This window comes from Martelella mediterranea, from assembly GCF_004342225.1.
In the GTDB taxonomy this organism is placed as follows: Bacteria; Pseudomonadota; Alphaproteobacteria; order Rhizobiales; family Rhizobiaceae; genus Martelella; species Martelella mediterranea_B.
In genome coordinates this window covers 1-12,381 of record NZ_SMAR01000057.1, presented here as the reverse complement: position 1 = coordinate 12,381, position 12,381 = coordinate 1, and the positions used below count along the sequence as shown (strand labels likewise).

19 protein-coding genes and 1 pseudogene are annotated in these 12,381 nt (G+C 57.5%); 3 read left to right on the top strand and 17 right to left on the bottom strand.

The window, feature by feature from the left end:
* The 3 genes and pseudogenes from EDC90_RS20990 to EDC90_RS19540 form a co-directional block, all read left to right on the top strand.
* Positions 1-207, top strand: a pseudogene (locus EDC90_RS20990) (hypothetical protein); the annotation flags it as partial.
* 11 nt (positions 208-218) lie between these two features.
* Positions 219-515 (top strand): HigA family addiction module antitoxin, encoded by a 297-nt coding sequence (locus EDC90_RS19545; RefSeq protein WP_132314210.1) that lies wholly within the window; start codon positions 219-221, stop codon positions 513-515.
* Positions 512-805: a type II toxin-antitoxin system HicB family antitoxin gene (locus tag EDC90_RS19540; RefSeq protein ID WP_245511145.1), complete on the top strand. Its 294-nt coding sequence runs from the start codon at positions 512-514 to the stop codon at positions 803-805. The genes EDC90_RS19545 and EDC90_RS19540 overlap by 4 nt, the downstream gene beginning before the upstream one ends.
* Here EDC90_RS19540 and EDC90_RS19535 read toward each other — a convergent pair.
* The 17 genes from EDC90_RS19535 to EDC90_RS19460 all read right to left on the bottom strand — a co-directional run.
* The gene (locus tag EDC90_RS19535; protein WP_132314209.1) at positions 793-1,488 is read right to left on the bottom strand and encodes an NlpC/P60 family protein; all 696 of its coding nucleotides are present in this window, start codon (positions 1,486-1,488) and stop codon (positions 793-795) included. The two genes, EDC90_RS19540 and EDC90_RS19535, sit on opposite strands and share 13 nt — an antisense overlap.
* Positions 1,489-1,502: 14 nt before the next feature.
* The gene (locus EDC90_RS19530; protein ID WP_132314208.1) at positions 1,503-2,213 is read right to left on the bottom strand and encodes a phage minor tail protein L; all 711 of its coding nucleotides are present in this window, start codon (positions 2,211-2,213) and stop codon (positions 1,503-1,505) included.
* Positions 2,210-2,557, bottom strand: a complete 348-nt coding sequence (locus tag EDC90_RS19525; RefSeq protein WP_132314207.1) for a phage tail protein — start codon at positions 2,555-2,557, stop codon at positions 2,210-2,212. The genes EDC90_RS19530 and EDC90_RS19525 overlap by 4 nt, the downstream gene beginning before the upstream one ends.
* Positions 2,557-4,623 (bottom strand): phage tail tape measure protein, encoded by a 2,067-nt coding sequence (locus EDC90_RS19520; protein WP_132314206.1) that lies wholly within the window; start codon positions 4,621-4,623, stop codon positions 2,557-2,559. The genes EDC90_RS19525 and EDC90_RS19520 overlap by 1 nt, the downstream gene beginning before the upstream one ends.
* Positions 4,620-4,811: a phage tail assembly chaperone gene (locus EDC90_RS20985; protein ID WP_165972909.1), complete on the bottom strand. Its 192-nt coding sequence runs from the start codon at positions 4,809-4,811 to the stop codon at positions 4,620-4,622. The genes EDC90_RS19520 and EDC90_RS20985 overlap by 4 nt, the downstream gene beginning before the upstream one ends.
* A 35-nt stretch (positions 4,812-4,846) precedes the next feature.
* The gene (locus EDC90_RS20980; protein WP_165972908.1) at positions 4,847-5,254 is read right to left on the bottom strand and encodes a hypothetical protein; all 408 of its coding nucleotides are present in this window, start codon (positions 5,252-5,254) and stop codon (positions 4,847-4,849) included.
* Positions 5,254-5,667 (bottom strand): phage tail tube protein, encoded by a 414-nt coding sequence (locus tag EDC90_RS19510; protein WP_132314204.1) that lies wholly within the window; start codon positions 5,665-5,667, stop codon positions 5,254-5,256. The genes EDC90_RS20980 and EDC90_RS19510 overlap by 1 nt, the downstream gene beginning before the upstream one ends.
* A 42-nt stretch (positions 5,668-5,709) precedes the next feature.
* Positions 5,710-6,165, bottom strand: a complete 456-nt coding sequence (locus EDC90_RS19505; RefSeq protein WP_245511144.1) for a hypothetical protein — start codon at positions 6,163-6,165, stop codon at positions 5,710-5,712.
* An 8-nt stretch (positions 6,166-6,173) separates the two neighbouring features.
* Positions 6,174-6,509 (bottom strand): head-tail joining protein, encoded by a 336-nt coding sequence (locus tag EDC90_RS19500; protein ID WP_132314202.1) that lies wholly within the window; start codon positions 6,507-6,509, stop codon positions 6,174-6,176.
* Entirely contained in the window at positions 6,506-6,940 is a 435-nt protein-coding gene (locus EDC90_RS19495; protein ID WP_132314201.1) for a hypothetical protein, read from the bottom strand. Before EDC90_RS19495 ends, EDC90_RS19500 begins: the two co-directional genes overlap by 4 nt.
* A 61-nt stretch (positions 6,941-7,001) precedes the next feature.
* Complete coding sequence (locus tag EDC90_RS19490; RefSeq protein ID WP_132314200.1) at positions 7,002-8,033, bottom strand: major capsid protein; 1,032 nt, start codon at positions 8,031-8,033, stop codon at positions 7,002-7,004.
* A 45-nt stretch (positions 8,034-8,078) separates the two neighbouring features.
* The gene (locus EDC90_RS19485) at positions 8,079-8,435 is read right to left on the bottom strand and encodes a head decoration protein (protein WP_132314199.1); all 357 of its coding nucleotides are present in this window, start codon (positions 8,433-8,435) and stop codon (positions 8,079-8,081) included.
* Between the two features lie 4 nt (positions 8,436-8,439).
* Complete coding sequence (locus tag EDC90_RS19480; RefSeq protein ID WP_132314198.1) at positions 8,440-8,985, bottom strand: hypothetical protein; 546 nt, start codon at positions 8,983-8,985, stop codon at positions 8,440-8,442.
* 31 nt (positions 8,986-9,016) lie between these two features.
* A complete protein-coding gene (locus EDC90_RS19475) occupies positions 9,017-9,901 on the bottom strand; it encodes a S49 family peptidase (protein WP_245511143.1) in 885 nt (294 codons plus the stop codon).
* Complete coding sequence (locus tag EDC90_RS19470; RefSeq protein WP_132314197.1) at positions 9,898-11,661, bottom strand: phage portal protein; 1,764 nt, start codon at positions 11,659-11,661, stop codon at positions 9,898-9,900. The genes EDC90_RS19475 and EDC90_RS19470 overlap by 4 nt, the downstream gene beginning before the upstream one ends.
* Positions 11,658-11,894: a gpW family head-tail joining protein gene (gpW, locus tag EDC90_RS19465; protein ID WP_132314196.1), complete on the bottom strand. Its 237-nt coding sequence runs from the start codon at positions 11,892-11,894 to the stop codon at positions 11,658-11,660. The genes EDC90_RS19470 and gpW overlap by 4 nt, the downstream gene beginning before the upstream one ends.
* Before the next feature lie 2 nt (positions 11,895-11,896).
* On the bottom strand, positions 11,897-12,381 hold a 485-nt coding region (locus EDC90_RS19460; RefSeq protein WP_207903971.1), incomplete at its 5' end, for a terminase gpA endonuclease subunit.

Below are 12,381 nucleotides of genomic sequence, written 5' to 3'. Positions count from 1 at the left end.
ATGTGGCTTGAAGCCCTGCCCCCGGCTGAATTCACGAATGACGATTTCCGCAACGCAATGAGCGAACTCGATCAGACGCTGGATGGTATGGCGCGTGCGCTTGAACTGTCACGGCGTCAGGTGGCTTACTATGCCAAAGACAGGCCGATACCGCGCCATGTCGGGCTGGCTGTGCGATACCTGCTCGAACACCGTCATTCTGCATAATGGATCGAATGATGCGCACAGCCCTGCCCCCGGTTCACCCAGGTGAAATTCTCCGCGAAGAATATCTGATCCCGCTTGGCATGAGCGCCGGAGCGCTTGCAAAGCAACTGCATGTTCCGCGTACGCGCATCGAACGCATTGCAACGGAACAAACAGCGGCTACGACTGACACGGCGCTTCGGCTGGCAAAGTTCTTCCGCACGACACCGGAGTTCTGGCTGAACATGCAGGCAAGCTACGATTTAAAGACGCAAGCAACGGCCCTGAAAGCTGAGCTGGACGCCATACCGGAGATTGAATTCACATGATTTGCGAACAGTATAACGAGGCTCCGCCGTTGGCGCATTACATCGCCGTTGTGCATCAGCAAGGCGACAGTGCTTTTGGTGTGCACTTTCCTGATGTGCCCGGCTGCTTTTCGGCAGCTGACGATAGGAATGATATTCTGACCAATGCGAGCGAAGCCCTTGCCCTTCATCTCGAAGGTGAGGCACTGCCCGAAGCCCGATCACTGGATGCTGTTCGTGCAGATGATGACGTGGCCCGCGATCTTGCCGAAGGCGCGTTTCTGATCGCCGTTCCGCTTCAGCTGCCGTAGCGCACCCAATGCGTGATCCGTTTCAGCCACGGCCCGACCGGCTCACGCCGTGACAGCCGACCGTCGAGGTGATGCAGGCAAAGACTGTCATCCAGAAGAATGCCGGAATGACACGGCACCTTCGAGACCAGCCGCATGAAGAACACATCGCCGGGGCGGGCTTCACTGGCGTCAATTGCCATAAAGCCCGCCTCCTCGAAATGAGCGGTCAGCAGATGATCGCCATCTTCCCACCAGTTTTTTGAGCGGGCAAAATCCGGTAGCCGGACACAGCGTTCCTGCCAGTACCAGCTGCGCACAAGCCCGTAACAATCAAAAATACCCGGCACGAATGACCGGCCCAGAAGCGGTGTATCGAGGCAGTGATCGCCCCACCATAAAACCGGCGTGGTCACTTCACCATCACAGCTGATAATCCCGAATGGCAGCCCGGTCGCGATCTGGGTTTCCATATCGCCCTTCGACGGCCAGTGCGGATGGATTTTTGCGTTGTGGCTGTGAATGACAGCTTGCGGCGCATAATTCAGCCAGGCATCGGCGGGCATTTCAAAGGCGTTCTCCGGATCCTCAGCAATGTTTGGCACACGGATATAACGACCACCGGAGACCACCCCGCAGGCTTCCTGCGGCCAGACGTCGAGCGCATGCGCACGGGCTTGCCGCGCAACATCATCATCAAACATGATTGTCAGCTTTCTTAAGTGTTTGCCCGCCCGACACCTGGAAACGCCCGTGTCGGCAGATCGCCATGGCCGAAACGCTTCACACAGCCGGACTGCAAAAGCTTGCTGCAACGATCTTCTGACGCGGAAACTGGATTGCCTTTCGCATCGAAACAGGCCGATCCGGCATAAGGACATGTCGCCTTCGAATAATCGAACGAACCGGTTTCCGGATCATAGCGGCGATAGGTATGCGTACAGGCGCTTTGTATCACCTGACGGCCCGGAAGCCGCCTGCCCTGCTGATCCATGGCGGCAGCCAGTGTCCACTCGATATAGACCCGGTTCTGATTGGTCTTTTGCTCAATCCGGTAAACATCGACCGGGAAATGTGCATCCTGATCGGCATCGTCCATACCATCGAGAAACCGGCGAAACGTTCGGATCCGCCGAAACGTCGCCCCGACCAGATCGCCGAATTCATTGACGACGGCTGACAACACCCCCGACACATTTGCGACCTTCAGCTTTGGTCGTGGCATGGTGCCCTGCGATGACATTTCCCAGCCATCGGTTTCAATCGGTGTCGGTTCAAAAACATTGCCACCGAACGACACCGGCGCACTTTCAAACGCCGATGATGTAAACCGATAGATCCCGCCGCCGATCACTGAGGCATCCAGCTCATAGAGATGAATGATGTCATCGGCAGCCAGTGATTGTGCGTTTTCGGATATCAGGGTCATAGGTCATAAACCCGTTCAATCGTTGCCGTGATGGTGTCGTGGCGACCGCCAACACCGTTGCGCGACCACGACTTGCAGCGATAGAGCCATGACTTGCTTTCTCTCGGCAGCGTCCATTCAAATGGCATATAGCCGCGCTGCTTCCGGAAGAAAGCCTCAATCTGATCGGCCTCAGCAACCGTCAAGCCCGGCCATGTGGCATCGAATGTGACACTCTCCGAGTTCAGACCCGCGCCAGCCCTTTGCGTATACCCATCACCAAAATCTGTTTCAAGCGTTTTGAACTCGACATTTTTTCTGCTCGAAATCACCGGGCAGGCTGGTGGTTCAAATTTGTCCGCCATCAGAACGGCCCTCCGGCCAGCATACCGCGTGCGCGGCTGTTTTCCTGAAGCCGCGCATCAATGGCGGCATCGATCTGTTTCCTGAATTCGCGACCCATCGCCGCTGCATCTTTCGGATCCGTGCCGTCTGGAACAGAAACATTGATATCGCCAACGCTCACAGTGTTAATGGTGCTGGCACCGCTGGACCTTGTCATCATCGAGCCAATACGATGGTTCGGGATCACCTCAGAACCGCGGGGAAGATTGACCAGCTCCGGCCCGCGCTCCCCGACAAGAGAGACCCCGCCCTGCGCAAAGCTGGTTCCCTTTTCATGTGCGGGAAAGCCCAGAACGGAGAGGATAGAGCCTCCGTATACCGGCAGACCACCTCTGGTCATTCCGGATCCGCCGCCACCAAGAAACCCGCCCAAAAGCCCGGCGCCGCCGCCGAAAATTCCGGCAAGCGGCCCCTGGCCGAACAATGCAGCCTGCGCAGCCGCCTCAATCAGTTTGTTGATCAGTGTGTCGAGGGCTGCATTGCCCGTCTCAATCGCCGGGATAAGCGCCATGAAACTGTCACTGGCAGTATCACGGAAAAAATCAGCCGTATCAGCGGCCTGTTCCTGCTTTTCCTTTTGATCTTCAATCGCACGTGTCAGCTCTTCAATTGAAGCCCGCTCCTCATCCGTTGCAGCAGCACCGGCACGGCGCAGGTTTTCGAAGACCTTCTTTTCCTCAGCTGTCATTTCGCTCATCTGCAGTTCGTCCTGCAGCGCCTGAATGAGCTTTTCAACGGCTTCGCGTTCCCGGTCGACCGATGCGGCACTACCGCCGCCGCCACTGCGACTGGCTTTTATTGCTTCCCGACGGCGGTTTCGGGCGTCAATCGTTTCCTGAGCTTTTTGTACCAACAGATCTTCATTGTAGTAGGCACCGTTTTTTTCATATTGATTGCGAAGCTTCGCCACTTCCCGCTCCAGCGCGACCTGATCAGCTGTCAGCGCATTCTGCCGGTCAATCTCCTCGGTCACCTCACGCGCGGCATCAAGCTTGTCGCGCAATGCGTTGTAGCTATCCTCTTTATCCTGTTCCGAGGCTCCGGGAACAACCCGACCGCCTTTCGACGCACCGTCGCCCGAGCCACTTTTTGAACCAGACGCGATCCACCCCTGTTCATCGTCCCAGACCATGTTCTGGTCCATATCAATGCCGAGACCATTTCCGATCTTAGTCCAGATCCCGGCATTGCCAGCCTTCTGCAATGTTTCGTCAAGCTGGCTGGTGAACTGGCCAAGGCTGGTAATCAGGCCGGAAACCAGATCAGCGATTTCGACCAGGCTGCCTTTGACGCGGGTTCCGATCACCAGCGCCATGGCATCCCATTCCGCGTTGACATCTTCGGCCTTGCGCAACAGCTCATCATCCATCACAGCGCCCATGTCTCGGGCTTCCTGACGGGCATCGGAAATGCTCTGACCGGCCTCATCCATGAGTGAGGTAAATTGTTCAGCCGCTGTCCCGCCGAACATCTCATCCAGAACACGGATCTGTGCCGCGCGATCAAGCTGTCTGATCTTGCCGATCAGTTTTTCAAACATGGATGCAGGATCCTCGAGCATCCGCGTCAGCTGACGGGCAGACAGGCCGAGACGCTGAAACGATTCTGCCGCTGGGCCGCCACCGGTTTTGATGAACTCATCAGCGCGAAGCTGCATCTCTTTCAGGCCGTCGGTCAGGGCATCAACTTCAACCTTGTTTTTCACGGCCGCATAGCGCAGCTCCTGAAACGCCTCAAACTCTATGCCTGCCGTTTTGGCGGCTTTGCCAAGGTTGGCAACAGAATCAACCGCCTGCTGTGTGGCAGCGACAAATGAGCCAAGCCCCAGCGAAGCAGCAAGACCGCCCGGACCACCGGCCAGCATGCCAAAGATACCATCGACACCGCCGATCTTGTTCTTGATCGACAGGAACGAACTGGCCGTATCATTTGCGGTCGTTCGCGCCTGAAGACGAATGCGGGTCATGGCACTTCTGAACTCACGGTCGTCAGCGCCAATTCTGACAGGAATATCTGGCCTGCTCATCGGTGTTCTGCCTTGTTGCGAATGGACTTCTGCGAACCGTGTTCGGCCATGATGGCCCGGATCCGGTCCCGGCTGACCGGCGAAGCAGACTTCGTTTGACCGGTGATGGCATCAATCGCCATGGAAAGCTCTAAGGCGGTTGCCGTCCAGAAGGTGGGCGGCGACCACTGAAGCCGCTCTGCTGTCACCGCGATCTGAAACAGCGTCCTGATATGGTCTGCAATCAGGACGCTGTCTGACGCTTTTTTCCGGTAACAGCCGCCTCCACCTCTTCTGAGACAGAGACGGTTTCGCGAACCGCCTGCCCCTTTTCGATATGGGCGGTCAGTGCCTGCTCGATGCCATCCCGCCAGCTCTTCTGATCAGCCGCCGAGATATTCCGTTCTGAAAGGATACGGGCTGAAAGCTCCGAACGCTGGTCATCGCTCTCAGCCACGGCAAGACAACGGATAGCGCAGGAAACGGCGAAGGGCTCAAAACCCAATAGCCGCTGATAGATCTCATCCATCGTTTTGGCCCCAATAGCCTGCGATAACCGCATCAGACCGCCAAAGGTCACTGCCAGTGTAACCGACTGCTTGCCCAGCGTCACGACAGCCTCACCACGAAGGGGATTTGCCAGACCGTCCATCAGTTTGCCGCCGCGAACACAACGCTGCCGTCAAACACACCTGCCAGATCGCAGGTCAGTTCTCCGGATTTATCCCCCTGGAAGTTTGCCGAAAGCATGGTCATCGGGCCTTCAAACGTTCCCACAGATGGTACGGTCACCTGGTATTCGCTCTTGGTCTGCCCCAGAATATCCTGCAGCACCAGCGCCTGTGTTGCACTTGAGACATAGGCCCCCGAACCGGACCAGCGCACCGACTGAACACCGCCGATTGATGAGTATTTGAGAACACCGCCGGGGTTTTCGCAATCGGGCTTGGTCGTGTCGACCTCCTCATTGTTGATGTTGAGCGAACGCTGCTCGACAACGCAGACGATGTCGAACGCCTCAGAGCTGCTTTTACGTTTGATGATCAGTTCGCGGCCAAGTGCCATCTGACTGTCCTTCCACTTATCTGAATTTAGAATGGATGTTCTTTAGTGCGCAGCGGTCGCCGGATCGGCAGCCACCGTTTTGTAATCCGCCACATAGGTGAGCGCCCCGACACCAAGCGCAATTCCGGTTGAGCGATCGATAAAGCTACGGCTTTCTGACAGTGTCAGTTCAATCACCAGACCATCGAGCATGATGGCCTGCCCGAGCGCGGTCTCGACCAGAACCGCGATCCGGTCGAACTCGATATCCGGTTCTTCCGTCTGGAAATGGGCGATGACATCGATCGGCAAACGCCGGTCATAACCATCCTCGCCATTCGGCCCCGAACACGGGCGGATATCTGCCGTTTCCTGATGCTCAGCCCAGGTCACGGTCAGCGCCGGAAGCTGGCTTTCGCGAATAGCGCTTGTGCGGGCGCGTTTGACCTTGCCAGAGCCGGAAAACTCCGGAATGGCCGCAAGGCGGGCGATGATCGCATCAAAGATTTTCGTGCGCATGTGAGCCATCAGATATCCCCGCGAAGCCAGATTTTCAGCATGGCCCGGCCATCATCGGTGATATTGCGGATATCAAAAGACGCGTCATCAATCTCGACCTGATCGCGCTCACTTTCGAGCGCTTCAAGGCCTGTCGCCGGAACGGACAGAACATGCGTGACCGCTTCAACGTCCTGACGTCCATATTCATCCGCAAACTCAAGCTCACGTTTCTGCCGCAGAATCCCGCGAGAGGTTTCAGGCTGCAGCACACCATCGATGGTGAACCGGCAATCGACATTGCTGAACGCGCCAGCAAAGGCCGGTCCCATTCCGGCAAAGACGGCTGGCCGGTTGATCCTCATGCCTTGCTGCCGTCTTTCGTGGTGACATCGTTGCCCTTTTCTTCGTTCTGAAGCGCTTTCAGTGCCTCCGACAGCGTGGCATTATCCTCCAGCGCCTGATCGCGCTCTTTGGTCAGTTCATCGCGCTCAGACGTCAAAGCCCGCACCTGTTCGGCAAGACTGTCGCGTTCGGCTTTCAGATCGGCCAGCGGCTTTGCTTCTGCCTTCAGTGCCGTGACCTGATCGGCCAGCGTGTCACGTTCTTCCGTCAAGGCCGTGATGCGTTTGTCGACAGCATCGCCCTCCGGTGCCCGCCACTTGCCGAAGATCTGATCGAGGTTGTCAGCATCCGCTTCACTCAGGCCGTTTTTCGAGATCGGAACGTCTTCACCCGGTGCATAGGTTTTGGACCCGAGCTTCACAGTCGTGTTGAACTTGCGTGTATTCGCCATTGTTTTAACTCTGCTTTTTTAAGGGAGAAAGACGGGCAGGCTTTAAGCCCGCCCGGGATCATCAGCGAACCAGCGCAAACAGGCTGGCATCAGGATCCGGCGCAATCGGCAACGGCGCGGCCTGCGTCTGCAGCACCGTGCGCGATGGATTTTTCTCCCGCCACATGTCCGGAAAACGTTCCATCGGCAGCAAAGCCTGATCATCCAGAATAGCGCCATAACCGAAGTGGCCCATAAAGCCCTGCGGGTCGATGACACCGACCCCATAAGACGGCCAGAAATTGCCTTTGACGCCACCCAGCGTGTAGCTTTGCGAATACTGAATGAACGTGACTTCGCCGATCTGCCCGAGAACAGCAGAGTATTTGCCTTCCGCCCCGGTCGAGACCGGCCCGAACTCCATGCTGCCACCAGCCTGACGGCGGTTATCAAGAATTTTCTGGAACCGTTCAGAGCGTTTGAGCAGCGTCGCAGCCCCCGGCCCCAGCACCACCTCACGACCGGTAAAGCCGGATGTCAGCGCCAGAAGCTCAATCCAGTTTTCGACATCGTCATAAGGATCGACACCGTTTTCGCCCCAGCGGGCCGCACCGGAAAGCGCGATTGTCAGCGCTGCATCACGCTGAAAGTCCACCGTTTGCGTGGGATAGTCCTCACCCTCAACAATCACCTTGCCAGTGCGGATGACTTCAGAGCACATATGCTCTTCACGCCGGGTGATGCGCATGTCCTGATCATCAATGATCTGGGCGATGTTATAGGCATGGCGCTGCTCCGGCGACATCGCCCCGCCGGGACGTTCACCCGGCATCCGGATCAGACTGCCCGATGGACGCAACGTGTTCTGCGGTTTGACATAGGCCGGTTTCAGGCTGGTGGCCTGGAAACCGCGATTGGCAGCATCCTTGCCCGGCACATCGGGATGCACGAACGGGGCAAGCTCACGATCCGGCAGGATCTTGTCAAACACGATCTCTTCCTGTTCGGAAAGAACGGTCGTGCCAAAATAGCGATTGCGCAGAAATGCTTCTGCCCGGTCGCGCGGCGGCAGAACCGTGACCAGTTCCGCCGTATTGAGAAGAAGTTCACTCATCAGATTGATATCCTGTGTATCTTTGGGAAAGTGGCGGAAGCGGCCTTAATCGAGATGGCGCACGAACAGGGCTGCACCGGCATGACGGAAGGCCTGTTCAACGCTTGCCGCATCATGCCCGGCGCCGAAGGTCAGCTTTGCGGCATCAAAAGCACCGCCAAAATAGGCCTGTGCCTCAACGTCAGCGCCGGTCGCTTCAACATCGAAGGCAAGCACACAGTCGGGGACTTCCGAGCCATCCTCCGATGCCGCCAGTGACAGTGTGTGCTTTCCGTCAGCGGCAATCTCACCAAGCACAGCACCACGATCGAGCGTCTGCCCACTGGCAATCGTGACTGTGCGGGTGACCACCTGAATGTCACTGACAATCAGGTCATTGGGGGCAAAACGTGCTGTTGCCATGAGATTATTCTCCATTGGAAGGGCGGCCATGCCGCGCATTGATGACACCGCCGACGGCTGCCAGCAGAGACTGCTTTTCGGATTGAGCGGAAGGCGCACCACCGGCGCCAAGTTTCGGGGTCTTGCCCGCCATACGTCCGGCAAGACGATTGCCACCGGTCGAAGCCGACGGGGAAGACGCATCAAGGATCGCCATCGCTTCTTTGGCCGAATAGGTGGTCTTGAACGCCAGATGCGATGCCAGCTCTGCATTGGCCCCGGCTTTGGGATGTGTCAGGACCGCCTGAATGCGGGAACGCTCATCCGCCCGGGCCGACCGGCTGGCCGAAGTATCCTGTTTGTCTTCTGGTTCAGGTTCATCACCCGGCGCCCCCTCACCTTCAGCGTCGGGGTCAGTTTCTTCGCCTTCAGCATCCGGATCGGTGGTTTCGGTTTCCAGCTCTCCTGCCGGATTGTCCTTTTCAGGATCGTCTTCCATATGTGTGTTGGCCTGCCCACCGCGCATGGCTGCGAGCACGCTGGCGGTCAGACCGCGCGTGACATTCGACATAGTCGCTTTCCTTGTTTTGAAGTTTTAAAGATCAGGCCGCCCGGCCAAGTTCAGCCCCGAAGGCGGCCAGCACCTGCGAGGGACGGACAACGGCATCGGCAAGACCTGCCTCAACCGCTTTTGCGCCGCGATAAACACCGGCTTCAGTCGCCAGTGCCGCGTCTTTTGAAAGCCGCCCGGCACGAAACCGGGCAACGGTTTCGGCAAATTCCACCCGCAGCTCTTCAAGCTCTGCCAGCTCACGCGTCAGCACATCCTGCGGGATGGCCTCATAAGGGTTCAGATCGGCCTTGTGTTCTCCTGCCTTCAGGATCGTGACATTCAGCCCTTCCTTCTTGAGCCAGCCACTGACATCGACATGAACAGAGACAACGCCGATCGATCCGCAAAGACCGGTCGAAGGCAGAACAATCTGCCGGGCCGCAGAAGCCAGAAGATAACCGGCAGAACAGGCGTGATCCGTCAAAACCGCAATCGTTGGCTTGACCTGCGAGAGTTCAAAAATCTTTTCCGCACAATCGAAAGCACCGGTGACTTCACCGCCAAAACTGTCCACTTCGATCACAACACCCTTGATGCTGTCATCAGCCCGGCAATCATCGGCCTGAATGCCGATGGCTTCATAAGAGGTCATACCGCAGGATTGGCCGATCCACCGGCCCTTGTTGACCAGCGAGCCCTCAATCTCAATCAGGCCAATGCCATCCATCGGGCGGTCAACACCGCGATAGGACTTCTCGCCCCACATGTCGGTCTCACTGCGGAGCTTTTCACCGATCAGCCCCATCTCAGAACCGTCACCATCGGGAAGCCCGAGAACACGCGGGGCAAAAGACCGTGCAATCGTGTCAGCCTTGGCAGGCTGCAGCATCAGCGCCGTGTTGAACATGCGGCTGGCGATTTCGGGATAGTTCATCGTTTCTGCCTTCCTGTCTGCGGAATGCCAAGTGGATGCCGCGATGCGCGTGCTGACCTCTCCGAACGCCCGTTCACATTGTTCTCAGGCTCTGTGTCCGGATCCGCGTCACTGTTTTGTCGTCCGCCTTTGCGAGCAGGTCGCGAACCTTCAAACGTTGAGGGATGTTTCAGGCCAAGACGCTCATAATAGCGCGCCTCCCGGGCGAGTTGATCGGCATCCATCTTCCAGTCCCGGCCCTGTTCAGCCGATTCCTGTTGCAGCGTCGTCAGTCGCCGGTCGAGCCGTTCACCGGCAGCCTGTGCCTCTTTCAGCGGATCAATCCAGCCGCGTCCCGGACCAATCCAGTCCGCATGGCACCATGCAGCCGGATTTTCCTCGAACGACACCGCCCCTTCCGGCAGTTTAATCAGTCCCTTGTCGAAGATTTCTTCCAGCCATGCCCGGTAGATCGGGGCCATGAACTGGGCCGCAAAGCTGCTTTTCTTCGTCGTAAAGCCCCGCCAGATTTCCAGAAGTGCTGCACGCGCCGAGGAATAGTTCACCTGGCTCCAGTCCATGGTCAGCTGTTCATAGGTCAGCCCCACGGCAGAGGCGACCTTGCGAAGGGCTGCATTCACAAACACCTCAAAATTCGCATTCGGATGTTCCGGCTTGGTCAGTTCCGCCTTTTCGCCGGGAAGAAGCGTGTTGACCCGGACACCGGGAAGATTGATCGGCGCAGCCCCGTAATAGGCTTTCTGCGCCTCGGAGATCTCGCCATAGATCTTCCCGATCGTGCCTTCGCCACCATCGGCATCAAGCGCATTCATCATTTCTTCCGGATCAAACGGCGTCTCGATAAACGCGGCCATGATCGCATTCAGCATCGCCGCCTGACTTTCAAAATCCTCATAATCCGTTGACTGCTTGATCGAGCGCATGATCGGCGCCCAGTCAGACGCACCGCGTGTCATGCCCGGACGTTTCGGATCAAAGGCATGAACGACAATCGGTCGGCCCCATTCGGTAGCCCGGCTGACATATTCCCATGACCACAGCTGCGTATTGCCCGCATAGACATCACCGGGATGACTTTTGCGGAAGTGATAGCCGACCGGCGCGCCATAACCATCAATGGCGACACCGTCACGCAGATATTCGCTATCAAGCGTTCCCTTCGGGTTTGAACACCGAGCCGGATCGATCATGTGCACTGCCGTCTGGAACAGCGGTGCATCGTCCTGCCAGACAATCACACCAAAGCTTTCACCCTCAGGCCCGAACCGCGTTCTGGCCGCAAGGCCGAGGATCCCGGCCATGTTCTTGGTGCGCTCAGCATCGCACCACATATCAACGTCCTGCGTATAATCCCGCCAAAGCCCCTCAATCTGTGATGCCACCTCTTCGGCCTGGTCAAAGGTGAGGTTCAGCGTCGTGTGGTTGGGCCGCGCTGCAAGCTTCCAGCCTGCCCCGATGATATTATCGACAAGTCGTGAAGTGCCTGCCGCACCCCAGCCGTCATTGCGCGCGACATCGTTCAGGCGGTCAACCAGCGTCGAGCGTGATTGCGAAAGCGCTGACTGGCCGGAATAGTTGCCTGCACGCCATCCGGCAAAACTTGGATGATCATAGGATGCACCCTGATAGGCGGCCCGGGTCACCGTCTCACCTGAGACTGTTGCTGCCATTTGCCGATTGCGTGCAGCCTGCATCCGGGCGGCCTGACGCAACCCGGAGGGAAGCGGCTGACTGTCCGGTCCATAAATTTCCACTGTCATCCGAAGATTACTCCCCGCCCGCGTGGGCGTCCTGACCGGCGAAGCCCAAGCTGTGTTTCAAGGCTGCGGATGTAAGCCCTGAGTGATGCCCGATCCGCCCCGCTATAAGTGATGCTCTCGCCATCATAGGAAAGCGTCACAGCGCTCTGGCCGGTCTCAAGTTTGTGAAGTGCAAGTTTCGCCTCGCCGAGCCGGGTTTCCAGCGTCAGCCGTTCGTCTGTCAAAGGTGCCATTCTCAGTCCTGCTGGTTTCGCTGGTGCGCACGTTCTGCCCGGCGCATGGCAGCCGCCACGCGATCTGATGGTCTGTTATCCGGCTCTGGTTTTCCCGCCTGACTGACCGCATTAACCGCTGTTGCAAGACTGCCGATCAGATCCTCAAGATCGCCCTGCGCTTCCGGCTCTTTCTTTGAAAGCGCTTCAGCCCGGGCATCCCATTCATCATCGCTCCAGTAAGGAACACCAAGCCGAATGGCTGCAGCCCGCGACTGGTTCAGCATATCCAGAACCTCGTTGCGCTGTCCGTCCGGCAGCTTCCACCGCCAGCGCGGATAACCGTTGCGATCCTTTTCCTGAATGCGCACTTCAGAAGTCGCCTGCTGGAAAAAATCATCGCCAAGGCCACTGGCAAAGCGAATGAAGCCCGGCTGGTCGGGATCATCTTTGCGAAAGTCCCGGTAAAGCCCCATCTTCATCACTGAAGCATTGAAGTTATAAAACC